Origin of the sequence: Sphingorhabdus sp. M41, from assembly GCF_001586275.1 — a bacterium.
Classification (GTDB): domain Bacteria; phylum Pseudomonadota; class Alphaproteobacteria; order Sphingomonadales; family Sphingomonadaceae; genus Parasphingorhabdus.
Genome location: NZ_CP014545.1, coordinates 2,848,946 through 2,870,536 on the forward strand (window position 1 = coordinate 2,848,946; position 21,591 = coordinate 2,870,536).

23 protein-coding genes and 1 tRNA gene are annotated in these 21,591 nt (G+C 54.7%); 12 read left to right on the plus strand and 12 right to left on the minus strand.

Annotation, left to right across the window (positions count from 1 at the left end):
- Together AZE99_RS13515 and AZE99_RS13520 are read left to right on the plus strand one after the other, a co-directional pair.
- Positions 1–1,236 (plus strand): alpha/beta hydrolase, encoded by a 1,236-nt coding sequence (locus AZE99_RS13515; RefSeq protein ID WP_231862619.1) that lies wholly within the window; start codon positions 1–3, stop codon positions 1,234–1,236.
- Positions 1,233–1,823: a uracil-DNA glycosylase family protein gene (locus AZE99_RS13520; RefSeq protein ID WP_156472276.1), complete on the plus strand. Its 591-nt coding sequence runs from the start codon at positions 1,233–1,235 to the stop codon at positions 1,821–1,823. The genes AZE99_RS13515 and AZE99_RS13520 overlap by 4 nt, the downstream gene beginning before the upstream one ends.
- On the opposite strand, the gene AZE99_RS13525 is transcribed toward AZE99_RS13520, so the two are convergent.
- Positions 1,820–2,311 (minus strand): flavodoxin family protein, encoded by a 492-nt coding sequence (locus tag AZE99_RS13525; protein WP_067202107.1) that lies wholly within the window; start codon positions 2,309–2,311, stop codon positions 1,820–1,822. The genes AZE99_RS13520 and AZE99_RS13525 overlap by 4 nt on opposite strands.
- 65 nt (positions 2,312–2,376) lie before the next feature.
- Here AZE99_RS13525 and recJ point away from each other — a divergent pair, with 65 nt between their 5' ends.
- Together recJ and AZE99_RS13535 are read left to right on the plus strand one after the other, a co-directional pair.
- Positions 2,377–4,143 carry a single-stranded-DNA-specific exonuclease RecJ gene (gene recJ, locus AZE99_RS13530; RefSeq protein ID WP_067202110.1) on the plus strand — a complete coding sequence of 589 codons (1,767 nt, stop codon included), beginning with the start codon at positions 2,377–2,379 and terminating at the stop codon, positions 4,141–4,143.
- 202 nt (positions 4,144–4,345) lie between these two features.
- Positions 4,346–4,420, plus strand: a tRNA-Glu gene (locus AZE99_RS13535).
- Between the two features lie 187 nt (positions 4,421–4,607).
- On the opposite strand, the gene AZE99_RS13540 is transcribed toward AZE99_RS13535, so the two are convergent.
- Positions 4,608–6,800: a putative bifunctional diguanylate cyclase/phosphodiesterase gene (locus AZE99_RS13540; protein ID WP_231862620.1), complete on the minus strand. Its 2,193-nt coding sequence runs from the start codon at positions 6,798–6,800 to the stop codon at positions 4,608–4,610.
- A 487-nt stretch (positions 6,801–7,287) separates the two neighbouring features.
- On the opposite strand from AZE99_RS13540, the gene AZE99_RS13545 reads away from it, so the two are divergent.
- From AZE99_RS13545 to pal, 4 genes are all read left to right on the plus strand, one after another.
- The gene (locus AZE99_RS13545; protein WP_067202116.1) at positions 7,288–8,049 is read left to right on the plus strand and encodes an NRDE family protein; all 762 of its coding nucleotides are present in this window, start codon (positions 7,288–7,290) and stop codon (positions 8,047–8,049) included.
- 81 nt (positions 8,050–8,130) lie between these two features.
- Entirely contained in the window at positions 8,131–9,642 is a 1,512-nt protein-coding gene (locus AZE99_RS13550) for an ATP-binding protein (RefSeq protein WP_197460200.1), read from the plus strand.
- Positions 9,639–10,328, plus strand: coding sequence for a response regulator transcription factor (locus tag AZE99_RS13555; protein WP_067202122.1), 690 nt, complete (start codon positions 9,639–9,641; stop codon positions 10,326–10,328). Before AZE99_RS13550 ends, AZE99_RS13555 begins: the two co-directional genes overlap by 4 nt.
- A 275-nt stretch (positions 10,329–10,603) precedes the next feature.
- A complete protein-coding gene (gene pal, locus AZE99_RS13560) occupies positions 10,604–11,083 on the plus strand; it encodes a peptidoglycan-associated lipoprotein Pal (protein ID WP_231862621.1) in 480 nt (159 codons plus the stop codon).
- 92 nt (positions 11,084–11,175) lie between these two features.
- Here pal and AZE99_RS13565 read toward each other — a convergent pair whose 3' ends face one another.
- The 6 genes from AZE99_RS13565 to AZE99_RS13590 form a co-directional block, all read right to left on the minus strand.
- Entirely contained in the window at positions 11,176–11,733 is a 558-nt protein-coding gene (locus AZE99_RS13565; protein WP_067202128.1) for a DUF421 domain-containing protein, read from the minus strand.
- Between the two features lie 29 nt (positions 11,734–11,762).
- Complete coding sequence (locus AZE99_RS13570; protein WP_067202130.1) at positions 11,763–12,212, minus strand: hemerythrin domain-containing protein; 450 nt, start codon at positions 12,210–12,212, stop codon at positions 11,763–11,765.
- A gap of 484 nt (positions 12,213–12,696) precedes the next feature.
- Positions 12,697–12,924 (minus strand): hypothetical protein, encoded by a 228-nt coding sequence (locus AZE99_RS13575; protein ID WP_067202133.1) that lies wholly within the window; start codon positions 12,922–12,924, stop codon positions 12,697–12,699.
- 71 nt (positions 12,925–12,995) lie between these two features.
- Positions 12,996–13,733: a Crp/Fnr family transcriptional regulator gene (locus AZE99_RS13580; protein WP_067202136.1), complete on the minus strand. Its 738-nt coding sequence runs from the start codon at positions 13,731–13,733 to the stop codon at positions 12,996–12,998.
- Entirely contained in the window at positions 13,733–15,238 is a 1,506-nt protein-coding gene (locus tag AZE99_RS13585; RefSeq protein WP_067202139.1) for a sensor histidine kinase, read from the minus strand. The genes AZE99_RS13580 and AZE99_RS13585 overlap by 1 nt, the downstream gene beginning before the upstream one ends.
- Positions 15,239–15,654: 416 nt before the next feature.
- A complete protein-coding gene (locus AZE99_RS13590; protein ID WP_067202142.1) occupies positions 15,655–15,945 on the minus strand; it encodes a DUF883 family protein in 291 nt (96 codons plus the stop codon).
- A gap of 166 nt (positions 15,946–16,111) precedes the next feature.
- Between AZE99_RS13590 and AZE99_RS13595 the strand changes: the two genes are divergently transcribed.
- On the plus strand, positions 16,112–16,897 hold the full coding sequence (locus AZE99_RS13595; RefSeq protein WP_067202145.1) for a response regulator: 786 nt from the start codon (positions 16,112–16,114) through the stop codon (positions 16,895–16,897).
- 132 nt (positions 16,898–17,029) lie between these two features.
- Here the strand turns inward: AZE99_RS13595 and AZE99_RS13600 are convergent, their stop codons facing one another.
- The 4 genes from AZE99_RS13600 to AZE99_RS13610 form a co-directional block, all read right to left on the minus strand.
- Positions 17,030–17,620 carry a sigma-70 family RNA polymerase sigma factor gene (locus AZE99_RS13600; RefSeq protein WP_156472278.1) on the minus strand — a complete coding sequence of 197 codons (591 nt, stop codon included), beginning with the start codon at positions 17,618–17,620 and terminating at the stop codon, positions 17,030–17,032.
- Positions 17,613–17,774, minus strand: coding sequence for a NepR family anti-sigma factor (locus tag AZE99_RS16315; RefSeq protein WP_231862622.1), 162 nt, complete (start codon positions 17,772–17,774; stop codon positions 17,613–17,615). The genes AZE99_RS13600 and AZE99_RS16315 overlap by 8 nt, the downstream gene beginning before the upstream one ends.
- 358 nt (positions 17,775–18,132) lie before the next feature.
- Positions 18,133–18,561 (minus strand): BLUF domain-containing protein, encoded by a 429-nt coding sequence (locus AZE99_RS13605; RefSeq protein ID WP_197460201.1) that lies wholly within the window; start codon positions 18,559–18,561, stop codon positions 18,133–18,135.
- 106 nt (positions 18,562–18,667) lie between these two features.
- Entirely contained in the window at positions 18,668–20,056 is a 1,389-nt protein-coding gene (locus AZE99_RS13610; RefSeq protein WP_067202150.1) for a mechanosensitive ion channel family protein, read from the minus strand.
- Positions 20,057–20,187: 131 nt separating this feature from the next.
- On the opposite strand from AZE99_RS13610, the gene AZE99_RS13615 reads away from it, so the two are divergent.
- From AZE99_RS13615 to AZE99_RS13625, 3 genes are all read left to right on the plus strand, one after another.
- A complete protein-coding gene (locus AZE99_RS13615) occupies positions 20,188–20,631 on the plus strand; it encodes a PA2169 family four-helix-bundle protein (RefSeq protein WP_156472279.1) in 444 nt (147 codons plus the stop codon).
- 39 nt (positions 20,632–20,670) lie between these two features.
- The gene (locus AZE99_RS13620; protein ID WP_067202155.1) at positions 20,671–20,856 is read left to right on the plus strand and encodes a PLDc N-terminal domain-containing protein; all 186 of its coding nucleotides are present in this window, start codon (positions 20,671–20,673) and stop codon (positions 20,854–20,856) included.
- 121 nt (positions 20,857–20,977) lie between these two features.
- Complete coding sequence (locus AZE99_RS13625) at positions 20,978–21,385, plus strand: YidH family protein (RefSeq protein ID WP_067202158.1); 408 nt, start codon at positions 20,978–20,980, stop codon at positions 21,383–21,385.
- The last annotated feature ends 206 nt before the right edge of the window (positions 21,386–21,591 follow it).

The window sequence follows — 21,591 nt, forward strand, 5'->3', positions numbered from 1 at the left end:
ATGGGGATTGCAAGCCGTGAAATGCTGAAGCGATTGGCATCGAAAGCCAGATGGTCAATCCTCGCGTTGCCGTGGCTGATCGCCGGGTGCGTGACACCGGTGGAATATGGTAAAATACCGCATTCAGACTATGTCGCACCCGAGCGATGCAATCCAACGGGAAGCGTTAAGGTCGACGGAAGTGACAAGCCATTTTTCTTTGTCACCAGCCGATTGCCGGACTGCCTGACCGAGAATATCAGTCTGCTCAATCATCGCGGAGACAAAGTGCGCTACGGGCGATTCGCCGGACCGCGAGACGTAGAACGCGAACCGGGCAAAACGGTCCGTACCATTCCGCTGGCCTTCTCCGATTCTCAACAATGGTGGGCCCAGCTTGCCAGCAAGATGAAAGCTGCTGATGGTCGGGTTCTGCTCTATGTCCACGGCTATCGGGAAACATTCTTCTCCAGCTCGCGCGATACGGACCAGATCGCCCGGCTGGCCAACTTCACCGGACCGGCCATTCAATATAGCTGGCCTTCGCAAGGCGCACTGTTCAAATATCCGGTCGATGAAACCAATATGTATTGGGATGAACGCAACTTTCGCAAATTTCTGATGCAGCTGGCTCAGCTGGAATCGACGAAGGAAATCATCCTCATTTCCCATTCGCTGGGTGCGCGACTGGTTCTGCCATCGGTGGAATATGTGGACCGCAATGTTTCCAATGGCGATTCGAGCGTCATATCGAACATCATTCTGGTGTCGCCGGATGTCGATACGCAGGATTTTGAACGCGACATCGCGGAAGAAATATTATCCGACCGGCGCGTCCGCAACGACCGGCGGATTACGGTATATGCATCGATTAATGATCGGGCCCTGTCGCTGTCCGACAATTACCATGGCTATCCTCGCCTGGGCTATCCCCGGTGCTTCAATCCTTTTGAAGCGGCTGATCTCAAGGCCAGAAACCTCCCCGAACGATGCTATGCAAAACATCCCAAATATGCGCAGGCTGTCGACAAGGCGGCGCTGACCATCATCGACACCTCCGCGATCAGCCGCGGCAGCAGCGGCCACAGCAACTATCTGCTGAGCGCGCCCGTCTGCCGGGATTTTGCCGCAGTGGTCAATGGCGAACGAAAGCCGGACGGGCGCCAGGCGACGCATCTTGAGCATGTCTTTGCCCTGCCGCGAATTTCCGAGGACGAAAAACTCGATCATCTGGCGATTTGTCGCCGGACAGAATGAGCGCGAATCCAGACGATGGTCTGGAAACACTGCTTGCCCAGGTCCGGACCTGCGCGATCTGCACAGACCTGCCCCTGGGCCCGAGCCCGCTGTTGCAGGCCTCTGCCACAGCCAGGATCCTGATTGCCAGCCAGGCTCCGGGCAGCAAAACCCATGAAAAGGGTCGGCCGTTTGACGATGCCAGTGGCAAACGGCTCCGCCAGTGGCTCGGCGTGACCGAAGATCAATTTTACGATCCAGGCCTGTTTGCCATCCTGCCAATGGGCTTCTGCTATCCAGGAACCGGCAACAGTGGCGATCTGCCGCCCCGTCAGGAATGTGTTCCGGCGTGGCGCCGTCCGTTGATGCAGGCGATGCCGCAAATCGAGCTCACGCTGGTCCTCGGCCAATATGCTCTGGATTGGCATTTTGGCGAGCGCAAATCGCGGACCCTCACCGAAACGGTAAAGCGCTGGCAGGAATTCTGGCCCGATCTTTTACCCCTGCCCCATCCCAGCCCGCGCAATATCCGCTGGTTTAAGGCCAATCCATGGTTTGAGAAAGACGTTATCCCGGTGTTGCAGGAGCGTGTGCGCGAACTGACCTAGAAGACTCCCATGGCCAGTCCTGCCGATAACGTGGCACCCATCTCGGCGCATCGCTGGCGGTCGGTTTCGGAAATCGTCTTGGGCGCCATTATTTCCTGCTCGGTCTGCGCATGGGTGCAGATGATCAGGCTATCGATCACTTTCCTGAGCCGCCAGCCCGTTGCAATCCGCTCCACCTGTTTCTTCGCATTCTTGCCATCCGATCCCGCGCAGATCATCACGGCATAAGGTCGTCCTTCAATTCGACCGAGCAGCGGATAATAGCAGCGGTCGAAAAAGGCCTTCATCACTCCGGCAATCGCCGCGAGATTTTCCGGCGTCGCGAAAATATAGCCGTCGGCGGACAACATGTCCTCCGGCTGGCAATCTTCCGCACGAATCACCAACAGCTCAATCCCGTCCTCGCCCTGCCCGGCCTGGGCAGCAGCCTCGACCATCTGGGCGGTGCCACCGGTATAGCTGTAATAGACGATCAGAAGCTTTTTCATGTGCCTCTCCCTAACAAGTAACAGACCGATTGTCAGCGCCGCAGCTTTAACGCATAGCGCGGACCATGAATGCAGTATTGAATGTAGAAAAATCCCTGTCCGGCCAAACCTGGCGCTGGCGCAGCACCAGTGCTGATGCCCGCGATCCGGGATTCCAGCCGGATGATCTGGTAACCCAGTTGTTGCTCGCTCGCGGCGCCAGCCGGGAAACGCTCGCGGTCAACCGCGACCCGACGATCCGGGGCTTCATGCCCGACCCTTCGGTTTTTCAGGACATGGACAAGGCGGCGGACCGCCTGGCCCTGGCGATCAAGAACCAGGAAAAGGTCACGATATTTGGCGATTATGATGTCGATGGTGCGACCAGCGCCGCCTTGCTCATACGCCTGCTGAGAGACCTCGGGCTGGAAGCGGGTTACTATATCCCGGACCGGTTGATGGAGGGCTATGGCCCTTCCGGCGAGGCTTTGGTCAAGCTTGGCGAGCAGGGCAGCAACCTGGTCGTTACCGTTGATTGCGGCGCGATGGCCTTTGAAGCGCTCGACATGGCGCACCGGGCCGGTGTCGAGGTGATCGTCGTTGACCATCACAAATGCGCGGTGGAACTGCCCAAGGCGCTGGCCCTGGTCAATCCAAACCGGCTGGACGAAAGCGATGCCGGCGCGGTACATGGCCATCTCGCGGCGGTCGGCATGGCGTTTCTGCTCGGTGCGGCTCTGGTCCGGACGCTGCGCCAACAGGGATTTTTCAAGGATCGCGCCGAACCAAAATTGCTCGAACTGCTGGATATTGTCGCCTTGGGCACGGTCGCCGATGTCGCCCAGCTGCGCGGTCTCAACCGCGCCTTTGTTGCGCAGGGAATCAAAGTGTTGGCAGGGCGCCAGAATATCGGCCTGTCGGCGCTGATCGACGCCAGCCGGCTGAAGCGCGCGCCGATCTGCTCGGATCTCGGCTTTGCTCTCGGTCCCCGAATCAATGCCGGTGGCCGGGTCGGCAAATCGGATCTCGGCGTGCGATTATTGATCACTCAAGACCCTGAGGAAGCGCGGAGCATCGCCGCCGAGCTCGACCATCTCAATCAGGAACGGCGCGCGATCGAAGCCCATGTACTCGAACAGGCGGATGCGATGTGTTCGTCGCAGCAGAATCAGGCTGTAGCGGTATTATCCGCCAAGGGCTGGCATCCCGGCGTCATCGGTATTGTCGCGGGACGGATCAAGGAGAAGCTGAACCGGCCGGCAATCATCATCGCGGTGGATGATGATGGTCTCGGCAAAGGCTCCGGACGTTCGATTTCCGGCATTGATCTCGGCGCCGCAATTATAGCCGCCAAGGACAGCGGCCTGCTGGTTGCTGGCGGCGGTCATGCCATGGCTGCAGGCATCACCATCGAGGCGGACAAAGTGGATGCCTTTTCGGAATTTCTCAACGACCGGCTCGCTGACAGTGTCGGGAAGGCCCAGGACGGCAAGGCGCTGCTGCTCGACGCGGTGCTTTCGCCCAAGGGCGTCAATCCGACGATGGTCGAAGCGATGGACGGAGCCGGTCCTTATGGCATGGGCTGGCCAGCGCCGCGCATCGCCACCGGACCGGTCCGAATCATCAAATGCGATATTGTCGGAACCGATCATGTGCGGATGATTGTCGGCGGCGATGATGGTGCCTCGATCAAGACAATTGCCTTTCGCGCGGCGGAAAGCGATCTTGGCCAGACTTTGCTCAATGCTCCGAGAGGAAGAAAATTATGGATCGCAGGCCGCGCCAAGATCGATGACTGGGGCAGCCGTCCGTCGGCGGAAATCCATCTGGAAGATGCCGCCTGGGCGGATTGAGGGAGGGTCTGGGGCCCACCGCGACTGCGTCCCGATTATTATTATTCGCATATTGGCGCCGATGTCCGCGACGCAGAAAGCGACAAGCTGCAGGCAGTCTGCCACAGCGTTAGAAAATAGGCCCGAAAATCCAGCGAAAAGAGGGTTGACCAATGCCCGGCACCCCCCTAATGGCCGTTGCTCGCTGACCAGCAATTGGTATGGCCCCTTCGTCTAAGGGTTAGGACGCGGCCCTTTCACGGCTGAAATACGGGTTCGAATCCCGTAGGGGTCACCACTTCTCAATGACTTAACGTCATTGCATTTATCTTCATGAAATATACGTAAGATATGTGCGGCTGAATTTCAGCGCACATTGGCTGTCGTGTACGCATTTGCCAGCAGATTTTTGTTCTTTCAAAGCAGCAGCACAGCGGGATCGGCATAACCGGCCACCCTCATTCAGCGAGCGCGATTCAAGCCGTTCAGTGGCCACCGCCGGATACTTGCATGAATCGGGCTTTGCCCGACAAGCCGGACATGTCCGGTGTCGTCGAAGAATTTCCCGCTGGCAAGGCTGCGCTAGGCATGCCCGCTGCGGAAAGCTCATAGGGAGACGCCCGGTGGCGCGTGCACAAGCCGCCGGCGCCGTCACTGACCAGCGGCATTTCAAATTCGACGCCCACGGTGGATTCGTCTGATCGCGTCACTGTACTGACCACCAATTGTCCCGCACCCAGATCGAGCACCATCTTGGTGCCAATCGGAACGCCCATCAGGCCTTCGAACATGGCTCCGGTCTTCGACAGATCGCGCATCACGACATCGTAGCGATGATCGTCATGAATCGCGCCAATCCGGCGAAACACGGTCCGCCTATCCGGCCGGTACAGGTCCGGTCCGTCAGGCTCGATACTGAGTTCGCCGCTCCCCAATTTTTCTTCGATTTCTTCCAGCCGCATCGCCTTGGAATAGATCCACCCCTGAATGTAGCGCGCGCCTTTCGAACAGACGAGGCGGAACTGGTCAAAGGCCTCGACGCCCTCGACCGTCGTTTCCATTTCCAGCGCGTCGGACAGGCTGATAATCGCGGCGATGATCTTGGCGCTATTCTTGTCATTTTGCGTACAGGAATCGACAAAACTCTTGTCCACCTTGATCTTGTCGAACGGAGCCGAGCGCAGATAGCTGAGCGACGAATATCCGGTCCCGAAATCGTCCAGAGCCAGGCGTACACCCAGTTCCTTGATGGTTCTGAAAGCCGTGTCGATAGTGTCGCTGTCGCCGAGAAAGACGCTTTCGGTCAGTTCCAGTTCAAGCCGCTCCGGATCCAGACCGCTGGTCGCCAGCGCGTTCATCACGATTTCGGGAAAGCCACTATTGGCGAATTGCACGGCCGATACATTGACCGCTACCCGGACCGATTTTGGCCATTGCAGCGCATCGTGGCAGGCGCGGCGCAGCGCCCATTCCCCCAGTTGGTTGATCAGATTCAATTCTTCCGCCATCGGGATGAACACGGTCGGGCTCACCTCTCCCCGCTCCGGATGCGTCCAGCGCATCAGCGCCTCAAATCCGACGATCATATGATCGTCCGTGCGCACGACCGGCTGATAGTGAAGCTCGACCTGGTCATTGACGAGCGCGTCCCGCAGGTCATCGACCAGAAGCCGCCGCTCTTCTTCCTCATTTTTCAGAAAAGAGGAAAAGAAACGAAACTGTCCGCGGCCCGAATTCTTGGCCGCATAAAGGGCAAGGTCGGAACTGCGCGCCAATTCTTCCTTGGTGACGCCGTCATAGGGGGCGATGGCAATGCCGATCGAAGTTCCGATGGTCGCGCTTTTGTCATCTATGGGATAGGGTTGGGAAATGATCTTGACGATCTTTTCGGCAATTTCGCCGAGTTTTCCGCGATCGGAAAGATCGGGCAATATGACCTGAAACTCGTCGCCGCCCAGACGCCCGATTTCACCGGTATCGCCGATAATCGACCGCAATCTTTTGGCTACCTGCTTCAGCAATTCATCGCCAGCCGGGTGGCCCATCGTGTCATTGACCTGCTTGAAACGGTCAAGATCGAGCATCATGATTGCGCAGCTGCGGTTGGCGACCTTGAAAGCCGCGAGCAGGCTGTTGAGCCGGTTGTCCATACGATGGCGGTTGGCCAGTCCGGTAAGCGAATCAAATTCCGCCATCCGCGATTCTCGCAGCTTGCGCTGATATTCGAGGGTGACATCCTTGGCATTGCCGCGATAGCCCTGAAAATTTCCCAAATCGTCAAATTTGGGATGTCCGGAAATCAGCCACCATGTCGGATGGTCTTCCTGTCCAAGCGTATGTGGTACCCGGCGGACGATCAGATCGTTGATCTTGCTGCGCTTGCTGAGATGAAATTTGAGCGGGCGGTCGGATTTTTCGTCCGGATTGTCGGGATCATTTTCGAACAATGAAGTCAGCGGTAAGGCCAGCAGTTCGTCAATCGACTTGTTCAGGCTGGCCGCGGCTTTTTCTGAAAGATATACCAGATTGCCCGCAACATCCGTTGCCCATAGCCAGCTGATGCCCGCTTGCTCGAAATCATCCAGGATTTCGATACGTCGGGCATGATCATCCGACATGATGACCGAAACGGAATCCTCCTCCGCATCTTTCACCGGTTCATTTGAGAATAATTTCAAGAATTTCTTGGCCACATTCAACCCTGCTTTTTGCAAACTCTCAATCGCCAAAAAGGATTAATTTGGTCGTAAGAAACGGTCCGGCATGTGCAAAATTTACGTGGCTTTACGTCGATTTGCATGAACAGACGGGCTTGCCCGCGATATCTTCTGCCAAAAGCCGCTTTGCAGCAGCACCTCCGACACGCTAATCCTCCTGTCCTGCAGTGGCCCGATAGGATAAACCGCTGCCATGACCATGTTGCACCAGGCTCTGCTTCGCGCGCTGACAGGCCCCGCCGCTCCACTTTCCGGTCCCTTTCGATCCCCCTCGCTCAACAGGAATAGGGTCGATCTTGTGGCCGCCCGCTAACCGCTGCCCACCACCACAGGTTTTTCCGCTTTAGGGGGCGTGACCCGTGTGACCCGAATTAAATTTTTCCGGGGAAAAGGAGACCTATAAGGACAATATATTCGCAAAACGGATGCCTTTTGCTATTGCCGCCCGATGTGCATCATTTCACTTGCGTGGCAGGCCCATCCCCACTGGAAACTTGTCGCGATCGGCAACCGGGACGAGATGCACGCCCGGCCCGCACAGCCGCTGGCCCGCTGGCAGGACCGCGAGCATATGTTGGCAGGGAAAGACATTCAGGCAGGCGGGACGTGGCTCGGCATCTCCGAACAGGGCCGCTTTGCCGTCGTCACAAATCTCAGCGGCTATGGGGCGCCGGATGGCAATCGCGCTTCCCGCGGGGATCTGCTGAAGGATTTTCTGGCTGGCGAGGGTCGCTATTCCGACCTTTCCGGGGTGTCATTTTCCGACTTTAACCCGTTCAACCTGATCACTGTCGAGGAGGGTGAAGCTCTGGTTCATTCCAACCGGCCGGATGCTGTCAGCAAACGTCTCGAGCCGGGCATCCACGGCCTTTCCAACGGGTCACTGCAAAATCCGTGGGCAAAGGCGAAACATCTCAATGCCGCTTTGGACGATTGGCTCCACAACGCGTCAGAGAATTCCGCTGATTTACTCGATCTGTTGACGGACAGATCGACATATCCGCTCACGACAGCAGGCAATAACCAATCGCCCGCGCAACTGGAGCCCGCCAGTTCCGGGATATTCATACTAAACCCGGTCTACGGAACGCGCTGCAGCACGGTCGTTGCGATCGACCATCAAGGCAATGGATCGATCATCGAACGCCGCTATAGCGCATCCGCCATAGCCACCGGGCAAGACCGCCTGTCCTTTACCTGGCCGGACTGAAAGCCAGTTGGCCGCCAGCATAGAAAATCCGTGCATGCCGCTTGCCGGAATTTCCGCTATGCCGCCGGAATGGATCTGCCGATGTTGAACAGGATGCCGACAATATTCGAACGACTGGCTTCGGACAGCTCGCGAAACTATGTCTCGTTCTTCGTCGGGCTCGCGGTCTTTGTCGCCGGAACTCTGGCAACTTATGTCGCGCAAAGCGCCGACCGGCCGGTTAGTGCTGCGCTGATCTATGTGTCCGCCGTAACCATCATCGGTGCTGTTAACGGCCTGCGCGGTGGCTTGCTGGCCGGTATCGGCGCCTCCTTTTTCTACAACTTCTTCTTTAGTGAGCCCCTGCTCGATTTCGGTGTAACCACTTCCGATGAATATATACCGCTAGTGGCTTTCAATCTGAGCGCTCTTCTGTCGGGCGTGCTGGCTGGCCGGATCAACGACCGGGCCCGCGCTGCCGAGATTGCGCAGCAGAAAATCAATCTGCTGCTCGATATCAGCAATCAGTTGCAGACCGCCGTGCAGCTGGAAGATATTGACCGGGCGATCGTCCAGACCGGCATATTCGATTCAGCCCGTGAATTCGAAATTTATGCACTCAGCGAAGAGAAAACGATCGCGGTCGAGGGAAAGGAGCAATGGCTGGCAGAAGCCCAGCAAGCCGCCCGACAAGGTGAATTACAGCATATTCGGGATCAGAAGATCGTCTATCTGTTGACCTCATCACAGCGCCAGGTCGGTGTGCTGATCTGTACACAGGATGCGCAAAAGTCAAAACGACTGAGCAAGATCGACTTTGATGCCGTGCTGAACTTGCTGAGCATGGCAATCGACCGCTTCGTTCTGCTCCATCAGAAATCAGAGGCAGAAGCGATGCGCCGGTCCGAAGAGTTCAAGACCGCGCTGCTCTCCTCGATTTCCCATGACATGCGCACGCCGCTTGCGGCAATCTCCGCATCGGCATCCAGCCTTGCATCCTATGGTGACACACTGCCGGAAGCTTCGCGCAAGGAAATGCTGACGATCATTCAGGATCAGTGCGAGCGGTTGAACCGCTACACCACCAACTTGCTCAATCTGGGCAGGCTGCAGGCCGGCATATCGCCCGACCAGCTGGAAAGCCTGGATCTGGTGGAGATGCTGGGCTCGGCGGTCAACACGGTGAAAATGCATCACAGCGCGCGAGAGATCATCAAAAGCCTGCCCTTTGATAACTGCACGGTACGCGCCAATCCGGTGATGCTGGAGCAGCTATTCTACAATATTCTAGAAAATGCGATCCAATATAGTCCTGAAGCTGCGCCGGTTCTGATCACCGGGCACAAGCAAGCCGGACAGGTTGAAATTGCCATATCGGATCAGGGCTGCGGCATTCCGGCTTCCGAACTCAGCAGAGTTTTTGACCGTTTTTACCGCTCGGCGGAAAACATACGCAAGGAAGGCCATGGCCTGGGCCTGTCCATCGCTTCTGGATTCGCCCAGGCATTCGGGGGCGATATCGCCGCCCACAGTCCGCTGGAAATGGGCAGAGGAACAAAGATAACCGTCAAGCTTCCCGCATCCGCCTCCCCCTCAGAAAGCAATGGCCGATGAACGTGAAAATATTGCTGGTCGATGACGAGACCGCTCTCATCCGGTCGCTGCAGCCTGTATTGATCGCACAAGGCTATGGCGTCGATTCAGCTGGAACAGCGGCGGAAGCCCTGAAAAAGGCGAAAGAAACCGTGTTTGACATCATCCTGCTCGACCTCGGATTGCCCGATGCCGATGGCAAGGAGATTATCGCAAGGCTGCTCGATCTCAACGCCCTGTCCATCCTGATCCTGTCTGCCCGCCACCAGGAAGCGGAGAAGGTTGCCGCACTGGATCAGGGCGCCGATGATTTCATCAACAAGCCGTTCAATATCGAGGAGCTATTGGCGCGAATCCGGGCTGCGGTGCGGCGCAGGAAGAACGAGGCAATCAAGAGCCAGGAATTTGAATCCCGTCATTTGCGGATCGACTTTCTCAAGAGGAAGGTCTTCCTGATGGGCGAGGAAATCAAATTCTCGCCCAAGGAGTTCGAGCTGCTGGAGACTTTGGCCCGGCATGCCGGACAAGTGGTGACCCATCGCCAGCTGCTGCTTGCCGGTTGGAATGATCCGACGGTCGATACCCAATATTTGCGCAGCTACATGGCGCTGATCCGTCAGAAGCTGGAATATGATTCATCGCAACCGGAATATCTGCTGACCGAGCCTGGCGTCGGCTACCGGCTGGATATTGATTTCGAACATTGAGGATTGGATGACGCGGGCGTCGTCGGGGTGGGCGGGTGCCCGCGTCATCTCGTGGAGGGGGACTTCTCCTAGTTCATTCAGTCCCTCAAAGGGACGAGCATGTTTTACATCAGGCATGATTTTGTCGTTACCATGGATTTCATATGCCTCCCTTCCCGACGGGCGCATATAAAATCCGTGGTAATTGCTTTTGATGAAAGGACCTAAAAGACAGCTGTAACAGTCAAAAGGTTTTCCCAATGTCCCAATTTCGCCTTTCAGCAAATTTGATATCAATGCCCCTTTTGTTCGCGGCACTGTCGCTTTCGGCCTGCAGCAAGAAAGCGCCTGAAGGCCTGCCACCCGCACCGGGCGACAATAGTAATTATAACAATGCACCCAGCGGACCGATCAAGGGCAGCCAGGAAGACTTCCTGGCCAATGTCGCAGCCGACAGAATTTTCTTTGAAACCGACCGCAGCAATGTCGACAGCGAAGATCAGCAAATATTACGCAGCCAGGCTGCCTGGCTGGTCGCCAATCCGAGCGTGCGAATCCGGATCGAAGGCCATTGCGACGAACGCGGGACCCGCGAATATAATCTTGCGCTCGGAGAACGCAGAGCCAATGCCGCAAAAAATTATCTTTCCACTCTGGGCGTGGAACTATCGAGAATATCGGTCGTCAGCTACGGGAAGGAACGGCCAGACGCGCTCGGCTCTGATGAAACGGCATGGGGTCTGAACCGCCGGTCCGTCACCGTAACCGTCCGCTAGACATAAACCTCGAAATATTCCGGCGCAGGAAGCAGGATTGAATCATGATCCACCGAATATATGACGGTGGATCATGATCGCGGGTGGGTCCTCTAGCCGGGCTGATTGTTGCGATACCGCTCACCAGCGATGACGCCCTTTAGCAGTTCAGGTTGGATAGTCCGGTCACTGTCCGAACTGTGCAGGACAGATACGTCCCCCGTGGTCTCCGCGATTACGACCAACACTTGCGAGAAATTCAAAGCATTTGCTTCCCGCAGTTTGCCCCAAAGATCGCTCTCGGTCATCTTGGCTTTCTTCAACTGGTCATGCTGCACTTCACCACCGATCATGATGAGCCGCGGCTTATTGTCAGCAATTAACTGGAGGCCGGGAAAACGGCTTCTCAGCACTGCCATTCCGATTTGAAGTGAGAATAGAAAAATCAGCGCAGCAACACCGTGAGCGATAGGCGGATCTTTGGACAGAATGACCGAGCCAAGCACCGAGCCGATCGCGACCGTGACAGCGAAGTCGAAACCGCTCATTTTCGAGAAGCTCCGGACACCCGCCAGCCGGGTGAGCAGGATCACCGTCACATACATCACCGATGCGGAAAGCGCGATGAGAGCTACCTGCTCCCATTCTGTGGTCGTCCAATCACTCAACATTTATTTACCCCCCGGCTTATATCAGTTCTTCAGGCAACTTCCTGTTTTTCCACAGGCTTGCGTTCGTCGAAAATCTTGGCCAGCTCCTGGGCTCGCTCGTCACTTAATTCTTTCTTGGCAGCTGCGAAAATTTCTTCCTCTTCCTCTTCCATGTGATGCTCCAGCCGCTCCTTGAGAGTCTTGAATCGCGTAAGCCATCCCGTGCTGCCGAAGTCCATGTCTACCAAATCTTCAAAATAATCTTCCGCTTCCTTATGCTCGGCAACCGAATGTCGGCCTTTGTCCTGAAGGTCAGGCCGAGCCAGCATTTCCGCGTATAACGACTGTTCTTCGGCATTTGCGTGAGCGGAAACATCAATCCGCAGCTGCTCGAAAGACTCACGACGCTCCTTTGTATCACCGCTTGTGTCGGCGACATGGTCGAGCATTTCACGGTGCCGGTCATGGTCCTGTTTCAGACGGGTAAAAATATCAGTCATAAGATCTCCATCGATAATATATATCTTACATGACGCGCAATTGGCTCATTGGTTGCATCTGCTTGGTTGCATCTGCGCGGTCCGCATGCCTTATTGATCGGAGGCAATCTTAGTACACAGTCTCTCGTGCTGACGGGACGGCTGCCAACTAATTGGTTTCTCGGCGGCAAAAATGCCCGTCGAAAATAAATGCAATGTCCCGGGAACCAATTTTAACGACAAGTGTTGTCAAGATTGAATGGATGTCGACCTCTGACCCGGTGTTGCTTTCATTCCTCAAAAACCAGCTGGGAAATTCGCCCGATCGTATCCCCCCCGTTTACCAACGGCCGAATTTCCCAGCAACTTTTCACTCATCAATTCTGATATATCTGCGATTCTCCGGAACCGGCGCGGCATATGCTGTCAGCCCAAGGCCCGGTCACGCAAAAAAATGGCCAGGACATAATGCCTGGCCATCGTCGTATTAATAAATTTCGAAAAATTATTGTTCGGAAGGCATCTTCACGTCAACGTCAGGAACGTCGACCGTGACTTCTTCCGTACCGACTTCAACATCGGCGGTTTCGACGTCGATCTCAGGCAGTTGGCCTGCATCGCCGGAAACGTCAACGTCCATGGAAGGCATTTCGCCTTCTTCCGTAACATTGGCTTCACAAGCGGAGAGCGCCAAGCCAGCCGTCATCACTGCAGCAATTGCAATTTTTTTCATTATGAACTCCCTATATTGGTTCGGTTTATGCAACGCCTATGTTCTACACAAAGTTCCACAATAACCAAAATTTATTCGCGCCCTAACCGCATGCGAAAGGCGTCGAGATGAAAATAGCTGGAATCAAATTGACTGATCTCGGCAAGCCGCGCTTCGTCCTTGAACAGAATCCAGCCATTGTCGCGCTCCACCAAGCCATCCCGTTCCAGCTGACGCAATATCCGGTTGGTATGAATGGGGGTCAAACCCAGTGCATCTGCGATGACCGTCTGGGTGAGCGGTACGCGAAACCCGTCGTTTGTACCCGCCCCGGTAATCAGCACGCGCCGATAAAGCTCGAGCAAAAAATGCCCGATTCTTTCCCGGGCTGTCTGCTTGCCATTTCTAACGATCTGCTCGCGCAAAAACGCTTCTTCCTGAACCTGCATCCACCAGAATGCGAGAGTCAATTTCCCGGATTCCGTCAACAGGCGCCGGAATACCGAGGGCCTCACCGACAAGCCGGTTAGGTTCGTCACTGTTTTTACCGAATGGTCTGCTTCGGCGGCAACCAATACCTGAAGATCGAACATATCCCCTGGCAGCAACACGTTCAGAACCTGGCGCCGGCCGTCCTCCAGAGTCTTGTATCGGATCGCCCAGCCTTCCTTTACGATCAGCACGCTATCCATTTCCTGGCCAGCATCGACGATTTCCGTATTTTTCTCGAAATGCTGCTCTCGCCCATCAATCTGCATGATCACTTGCCGGTCAGCCTCATCCAGATCGGCATAAAAGGATATTCGTCTTAACAGGGCCTTTTGCGCCACTAACCGATTCCTTCTTCAGGAGCAGGGAAAGTTATGGTGCATATGAGGCCGTCGGCCGTCCAGTCCCTGACAATCTCTCCGCGCAAGTTTCGGGTGATGCTATGATCGATCAGCGAAGAGCCAAAACCGCCACTGGACGGGGCGACATCCGACTGGGGGCCACCGCTTTCCGACCAGCGCAATTCAACAATATCCTGTCCCTCTTCGGTTCGGACATCCCACTTGATCCTGACAAGTCCTTTTTCAGCGGTCAGCGCTCCATATTTCGCCGCATTGGTCGCCAGTTCATTGAGGACGAGCGATATCGAAACCATCGCATTCTCTGCCAGAATGATATCCGGACCGGACCAGCGCACTCTCGGATAGGTCATGCAGAGATCTTTCACCAGCGCGGCAAATGATCCGGTTACAAAATTGGTGTCCAGCAATATTTGCTGGGCCCGATTGAGCGCCCGCAGCCGATTATTGATCCGCTCGATATAATCATCAATCGATGTCGCCGAATTTTTGGTCAGCGCCATGATCGATTGCAGCGTCGCGAAAAGGTTGCGCAGGCGGTGATGCAGTTCGCGCGTGTGGAGCCGCAGCTGTTCCTGCTGATCGACGGAATGGGTAATGTCCTTGTTGACCCCGGTCAGCGTGGGACGCCCGTTCGCTTCCAGATAGTCGCCATATCCCTCCACCCATCGGATTTCTCCCGACGGTAAAACGATACGAAACCGCGCTTCATATTTCTCACCCGGTGCTGCCGCCGCGTTCATCGCGTCGGTGACAGTCTCGCGATCTTCGGGGTGAACACGGGCCATTGCGCTTTCAACTTGGGTAAGCGCTTCGCCTGCATCCTCTCCCCAGATTTTCATATAAGCGCCGCCCCAATCGATCAGCCCAGTTTCAAGATCGATCCGAAAGCTGGCAATATCACTGAGGGCAAGCGTAAGATCCAGATTGGAGCGGTCGATGGCAGCATTTTTTTGCGCCTGTTCACGCAAACTGATCTCGCGGCTTAACTCCATTTCACTCATTACGATATCGGCCATGCTTGTCAGCTGATTCAATTGGCTTTTTGTAATGCGAAAACGCTCGACCGTGTCAGCGACCCAAAGCGCACCAAGAACCATGCCATTGGGAGCAATCAATGGCGCGGCAGCGAAAAAGCAGACGGACGGTTCCCCGATTACCAGAGGATTGCGGTCATAGCGCAAATCACGTGAAGCGTCCTTGATGACCAAAGGCTCGCGAGCCTCAATCATCGGCGCGCACAGGGAAACATCCCGAGCAGCATAGCCCTCGGCAAAGCCGACCGAAGACTTGAACCATTCGCGGTCGGCATCGATGAATGAGATTGATGCCATCGGTGCGGCGAAAATATCGGCGATCAATTGCGTAATCCGGGCAAAGGCCGCATCCGGCGCTTTATCGATAACCTCATAGCCACGGAGCGTTGCCAGACGCTCGGCCTCCATGGCCGGCTCTAGCTCGTTGTGGATCTGATTGCCCGCATTCATATCTGGTCCTTGTTTCCCACGCCCGATCCGCCGATCAACGCCCAAACGAATGACTCCCGATCTTGTTGCACGCGGTCGGAACCAAAGACGGAAGCCGCGCGTAGCAAAAAATGGGGGCCTGCTCGGGTCGAATAAAACATGACTTTTACATGAATAATGATGATCGTGAAGAACTATATGAAATGCTTGAAGTTATCGGCAATGCAAAATTGGTAGGCGAGAGATCCACCGCTTTGGAAGACCTCCCCATAGATCAAAAGCGCGATCGCAAATTTAGCGATCTACGGGTGGAAATAATCCGTTTTGACGTCCCTTGCATAGACCCGAGCAACAATTTGCAATCATACGGCTCAGACCATAAAAAAGGTGAGGGAATTTATTTCCCTCGCCCCTTTCACTCCAGCATTTCTTATAGCCTAACGGCGGGCCATCAATGCGCCAATAATCAATCCCACTCCTGCTGTGGCTGCTATACTCACGATCGGATTGTCCTGAATCGTCGCCTGCGCTTTTTTGCGTCCTTTGGTTCCGGCCTCAACCGCATTGGCGCGCGCGGCGTCAAGCTTGGTTTTCGCGTTGGCACGTAATTCCAATGCGTTGGCCTGGGCATCGGCCTTGACGGATTTGGTCAAGGTTGCCAGATCATCCTTTAAAGTTTGCAAATCCGATTTTACCGCGCCCAATTCTTCCGAATAATTACCTGTCATTTCTTTTTCTCCAGCTTCTGTTTAATACACAGTCTACGACCCATTTCCAGATTGGTTCCGTTTCGAACCCCAAAATCCAAGGATTAACGCATTATCTGCCAAGCGAAATTATTATGGAACCCTTTCCCATATCATGCGTTTGGAGCCCATTACGGAGACACAATATATGTCATTAGCTGAAACTTTAAAACCGCATCTTCCTTATCTCCGACGCTATGCCCGAGCTTTAACGGGCAGCCAAAAAAGCGGCGATGCATTTGTGAAGGCAACCCTCGAAGCCATTATCGCCGATCCCGGATCTCTGTCAGACGACAATAATGTGCGGGTTCACCTATACCGGATTTTCTCTGGCATCTGGGAAAGCGCGAACGTCAGTGTCACGGCAGATCCTGATGACAATACGGCTCAGAGCCATTTGAACGCAATTCCAGATATCAGTCGGCAAGTCTTGCTGTTGACAGCGCTGGAGGGTTTTTCGATCAGCGAAGTCGCAAAAATCGCAGATGTTGGCGTGAATTCGATCAACGGATTGCTGGAAGACGCCATTGCAGAGATCGACAATGAAATTCGGTCAGATGTCCTTATTATCGAGGACGAGGTTCTGATCTCGATGGAATTGCAGCAAATCGTATCGGGCTTAGGACATCGAGTGTGCGGAACCGCGACTACCCACAAGGGCGCACTCGAAGCCGTTGCCAAGGCAAAACCAAGCTTGGTACTCGCCGATATTCAGCTGGCGGACGGGAGCTCGGGTATTGATGCTGTAAAAGATATCCTGGAAAAGATTTCGGTGCCAGTAATCTTCATTACTGCGTTTCCCGAGCGCTTGCTCACCGGGGAACGCCCCGAGCCGACATTTCTTATCACCAAGCCGTTCCAGCCCAATGCTATTCGGGCAGCGATCAGCCAGGCGCTATTCTTTTCAACCGCAGCGCGGGACTCTCGCGGATAATCCTTGTATGGATGCAAATCGGCACAGCGCCTCGGGCCCGTTCAAGCAATGTGAACAGGCGCGAGGCGCTGTTTTTCCGTTAAACAAACGGTACCGCTCTTGTTGCTGATTTAAATGACAGGCAGAGTCGCGCTAGGGCGCAATTTTTTCCACCGCACCAATGATATTTTCAAGCGCCGTAGCCGTCAGACTGGCATGGCCGTCCGAGGCAGACGTAAACCGCCCCTCCTCGAGGATGACTTCCAGCGTCTTGCGTGCGCGTGATACGCGGCTTTTCATTGTACCGACGGCGCAATTAGCGATTTCCGCCGCTTCTTCGTAGGAATAGCCACCCGCGCCGACCAATATTATGGCTTCTCGCTGGTCATCCGATAATTCCATCAGCCCGCGCTGCAAATCGGCAAGATGAAGAGGCTCCTGCTGGGGAGCTGGCGCTGATAATATTCTCTCCGCAACCAGTTCGTCGTAATTTCCGCTGAATTTCTTGCGGCGCATGCTTGAAAAAAATGTGTTGCGCAAAATAACGAATGTCCATGCGCGCATTGAAGTTCCGGCAATGAAGCGGTCCCGTGCAGCCCAGGCTTTCAACAATGTATCCTGAACCAGATCATCCGCAACGTCCCGATCGCCCGCCAGACTGCGCCCAAACGCACGCAAATGCGGAATCGCTTCTGTCAATTGCTGTTTGAATTGCGCCGGTGGTAAAGCCTGAGGCTTACTCATTGTCGTCCGACCCGCTAGAGTCAGAATCGTCGTCATCATCCAGCTGATCCAAAAGCGCCAGCATATCGTCCGGTAGTGGCTCATCCAGAACACTGAGATACATGTTCTTAAGCCCGAGGCCCAATCTCTGTTGCATGTCTTCCTTGCTTTTCACCGGCATGTCCTTTGACTGCTGTCCGTCATCATCAAGCTTCGATGAATCGGTTTTATCTTTTCCTTGGCTCGCCAAACCATGCCTCGTTTTCGTTTATTTTAATGCTTGAAGAAAGAACACCTGATGTCCGTAAAGGTTGCATAAAGGTTGCATAGAAATTTTTATCGGGAATGTCCACTTGGCAGGGACAAACCAAGCCAGCCCGCGTTAGCGACATGAACGTTCAAAATCGAAATCACAAAAATTGGGCACGGCAGAAAACAAATTCAATCTGAATATGGAATGCGAAAGAAGCCGAGAAAGTTCACCCCGCTATCAGGATGCACAGCATCAATTCGCCCCTATTCATTCATCCCATTCATCGTTCGGGGCGTTTGGCACCGAGAGAGCGGAAACTCTGAAACACCATCCGAGTAGCGTCTGTTACCGCAACCCCGGACAGTAAGGCAGAAAGGTCGGACTGTCCCAAGCCTTGTGTCACCGGCAAATATTGCCCCGCCATATTCCATTGTGAAAATTGGCGGCGGTGCGCCTGCTGTTGGCTGAGAATATTCATCCCGCCGTGCCGCTCGTCCATTCTGATCCGGTGCATGAGCTCGTTGGTCGCGGACCGATCCCCTTCAAGGAACTGCATGAAATTGAATCCGTTGAAAACAAGCAATCCGGTAATGCCGAAACGCCGATTGTTCCGTTGCGATGTTGTCATCAGCGCCAGAAAATCGTCTTGATCAAGGCCAGGTCTTGCGGTGCTCACATAAATGAGAGAGGTGATCGCTTGGTCGGGCACAGACAACTTTCTATTGGCGGTGGTTTCTTAGCCCAACCTCTTATTGAGCTGCGAAATACTCGATTTTCAATCGGGTCGCTCTAACATAGATTAGCGCTATGAACCATCATTCCACTGGTTGTTGATCGTCGAGCAGATCGGATAAACCATCATCGGATCGCTCCGACGCCACCAATTTCTCAACATGATCCTCTGGCGAAACGTCAAATGCTTTCTTTGCGACCGCTTTTTCAGGTTTTTCGATCACCGTATCACTCGGCTCAGTTTTGCTGAAGGTCTCGACCAATTGTTCTGCCCCATCATCGAAGCGCAATCGATATATCGGCTCCGGCAGGGCGAAGCCGGACTCTTCCAAAGCATTTTTGGTAACGCGGATCGCCGCGCCCCTTGCCTTGTTGAAGTCGCTGTTCCGCTGGTCGATCCAGCCGTGAAAGGTGATAAGGATATTGGAATCACCAACTTCCCTGATTTCTGCTGTTGCTTCGGGTTCGTTCAGGACGAATTCCTGCCCGTTGATCGCCTTCAATCCGGTTTCAATCGCTGCGGCCGGGTCGTCATTGGCATCCACGCCGAGTTCAAAGCTAAACCGACGCTGCGGGTTGCGAGAATAATTTAATATTTCCGCTTTGAACACCGTGGCGTTGGGAATCCGCAGGTGATTTCCGTCCAACGTCATCAGGATTGTTGCGCGCGAGGTTAGCCGGACCACCCTGCCCTGTTGCGCGCCGATCAGCACATGATCATTGGCGCGAAAAGGCTGACGAATGCTCAGCATGATGCTGGACATATAATTGTCGACGGTATCGCGCAGGGCAAAGCCAACCGCCAAACCGATTACGCCCGCGCCGCCGAGCACGGCTCCGAGCAGAGCGGTCGCGTTCAGGATATCCAGGCCGATAAATATCCCGAGCAGGATGAAAATGACACGGACAAAACCAGCGATGAGTTCGGCCAGGAATATATTTGGCGTCACCCGTTCCCAGAACCCCATGCGCGAGGCAAAGAAATGGCCCAATAGCCCCACGGTTATCGCGACGAGAAAGGCTATTCCGATGAGCGGTAGCGCCGAAAGGAAATTCTGCAAGCTCGCGCCAAATTTATCGACTACCGGCTCAACATTGCTACCCACCGAAACATCACGTTCAAACTTTGTTTCTACCGTAACGACGCCGGAAACGCGCTGCGCAATAGCTTTGGCGCGGTCAGCCGATGCATTGTCGGCGATTGACCCGGACAGGCTTACAACGCCGGCGTCCACCGCCACGACAACATTTTCCAGGCCTTTGATCTCCTGAAAAATACCGCGCAATCGAACGGCGATAGCGTCATCGTCGGTGACGGGCGCCGCCGGATCTATCGCGGGTTCCGGTTCGGCGGCCGGTTCGTTCAGCTGCACCTGGGCACTGGCCTGACCGACAATCGCGTGCGTAGGGGTGGTTCCGGAAATGGCTATTGCCAGTAAGATCATGGTCAGAAGCCAGCGATATTGGGACATAATTCTCCGATCAGGGACATTCGCATACGTTGCAGCATAGCAAGAGTTCCTGCGAACGGGAAAAATTTAGTTTGGAACCGACAAGCCGGTCCGATGTTGGTTGTTCATATGCAACGAACAACGAGGACGAAATGACAAACAACACCACCACCGAAATACTGAACGACGTTCTGGAAACCCTGATCGACTCAACGCATGGCTATGAAAAAGCCGCCGAGATTGCAAATCGGAGCACTTTCAAGGATTTCTTCACCCGCCGCGCCGCCTCCCGCCGCGCGATGGCCGCTGCCGTCCGCAACGAGATAGTGGAACTCGGAGACACGCCCGAAAGCGACGGCACGATTCTGGCATCGGCCCATCGCGTTTTCATGGGCCTGAGCGCTGCACTGCAGGATAATGACGAAGCCGCGATCGAGGCGGTTGAGACAGGCGAAGAATATCTCCGTACGAAATTCGAAAAGGCACTCGAGCATGATGACTTGTCGGTATCCGCCAAGACACTGTTGCGGAACTACCAGGGTGAGCTGCGGGCGGATGGCCGTCTGATCGACCATCTGGAAGAAGCGACTTCCTAAACACGCATTTCAGGCATTATTTACACAAAGGAACTCATCATGGAATATGGAATTATTGGACTTCTGATTTTGGCTCTCGATATCTGGGCGCTGCTTAGCGTTTGGGGAAGCGGCTCTTCAATGGGTGCCAAGATTATCTGGTCGCTGATCATCTTGATCCTCCCGGTCATCGGATTATTGCTCTGGTTCTTCGTAGGACCAAGAGGCTCTGCCCGGGCTATCTAGTCTGAAGCGACTAAACTGTTATATATCTGTCAGAGCAGGCCTCGATATTCCTCCAAAGAGGGATATCGGGGCTGCCTTGATATGTAGGCAATGGTATCGCAGCCGAAGGCCATAGGGGACCATGATGACAAAGAAACCATCCAGCACGGACCTGGCAAATGAACGCACAGATCTTGCGGAGGATCGAACGGAGTGGGCTGAAGACCGGACGATCATGGCCAATGAACGGACTTTCGCGGGCTGGATGCGCACCGGTTTGGCTGCGGTTGGGATAGGACTGGGGTTCAACGCGCTATTTGGGAAACTCGAACCGCTTTGGGTGCCAAAGGCAATCGCAACGCTGTTCATGATCATCGGTATTTTCATTTTCTGGGTAGCGCAGCGCAATGGTTGCGCAGTGCAAATTCGATTGAATTCGCATCATGCAACCCCGGTAAAGCCCACCAATATGCGGATAATATCCGGCTTGATGGCGTCCGGCGCTATCGCATTGATCATCGCTATCTGGACGATGAACTTTGGCCGCTGAATTGGCATCCTATGCAACCAAAGCGCTGCTCATCGGTAGATTGAATGAACATGATCTAGCAAAAACAGGAGAATGACATGCGTTACATCATCAGAACCATCGCGGCCGGTGCTATTTCGGTAGCAGCCAGAATCATCATCAAGAAAATTCAGGAAAAAGACCAGCCGAAACAAACCGAAACCGCCGCCTGACGGTGACTTGAAGGG

Excerpts from the sequence above, each read along its gene's own strand:
- AZE99_RS13585 (WP_067202139.1), bottom strand. The coding sequence starts at position 15,238 with ATGAATGCGGGCAATCAGATCCACAACGAGCTAGAGCCGGCCATGGAG.
- recJ (WP_067202110.1), top strand. The coding sequence starts at position 2,377 with ATGAATGCAGTATTGAATGTAGAAAAATCCCTGTCCGGCCAAACCTGG.
- AZE99_RS13595 (WP_067202145.1), top strand. The coding sequence starts at position 16,112 with ATGTCATTAGCTGAAACTTTAAAACCGCATCTTCCTTATCTCCGACGC.
- AZE99_RS13620 (WP_067202155.1), top strand. The coding sequence starts at position 20,671 with ATGGAATATGGAATTATTGGACTTCTGATTTTGGCTCTCGATATCTGG.
- AZE99_RS13545 (WP_067202116.1), top strand. The coding sequence starts at position 7,288 with ATGTGCATCATTTCACTTGCGTGGCAGGCCCATCCCCACTGGAAACTT.
- AZE99_RS13520 (WP_156472276.1), top strand. The coding sequence starts at position 1,233 with ATGAGCGCGAATCCAGACGATGGTCTGGAAACACTGCTTGCCCAGGTC.
- AZE99_RS13575 (WP_067202133.1), bottom strand. The coding sequence starts at position 12,924 with ATGAAAAAAATTGCAATTGCTGCAGTGATGACGGCTGGCTTGGCGCTC.
- AZE99_RS13525 (WP_067202107.1), bottom strand. The coding sequence starts at position 2,311 with ATGAAAAAGCTTCTGATCGTCTATTACAGCTATACCGGTGGCACCGCC.
- AZE99_RS13515 (WP_231862619.1), top strand. The coding sequence starts at position 1 with ATGGGGATTGCAAGCCGTGAAATGCTGAAGCGATTGGCATCGAAAGCC.
- AZE99_RS13600 (WP_156472278.1), bottom strand. The coding sequence starts at position 17,620 with ATGAGTAAGCCTCAGGCTTTACCACCGGCGCAATTCAAACAGCAATTG.
- AZE99_RS13625 (WP_067202158.1), top strand. The coding sequence starts at position 20,978 with ATGATGACAAAGAAACCATCCAGCACGGACCTGGCAAATGAACGCACA.
- pal (WP_231862621.1), top strand. The coding sequence starts at position 10,604 with ATGCCCCTTTTGTTCGCGGCACTGTCGCTTTCGGCCTGCAGCAAGAAA.
- AZE99_RS13570 (WP_067202130.1), bottom strand. The coding sequence starts at position 12,212 with ATGACTGATATTTTTACCCGTCTGAAACAGGACCATGACCGGCACCGT.
- AZE99_RS13615 (WP_156472279.1), top strand. The coding sequence starts at position 20,188 with ATGACAAACAACACCACCACCGAAATACTGAACGACGTTCTGGAAACC.
- AZE99_RS13555 (WP_067202122.1), top strand. The coding sequence starts at position 9,639 with ATGAACGTGAAAATATTGCTGGTCGATGACGAGACCGCTCTCATCCGG.
- AZE99_RS13565 (WP_067202128.1), bottom strand. The coding sequence starts at position 11,733 with ATGTTGAGTGATTGGACGACCACAGAATGGGAGCAGGTAGCTCTCATC.
- AZE99_RS13550 (WP_197460200.1), top strand. The coding sequence starts at position 8,131 with ATGTTGAACAGGATGCCGACAATATTCGAACGACTGGCTTCGGACAGC.
- AZE99_RS13590 (WP_067202142.1), bottom strand. The coding sequence starts at position 15,945 with ATGACAGGTAATTATTCGGAAGAATTGGGCGCGGTAAAATCGGATTTG.
- AZE99_RS13610 (WP_067202150.1), bottom strand. The coding sequence starts at position 20,056 with ATGTCCCAATATCGCTGGCTTCTGACCATGATCTTACTGGCAATAGCC.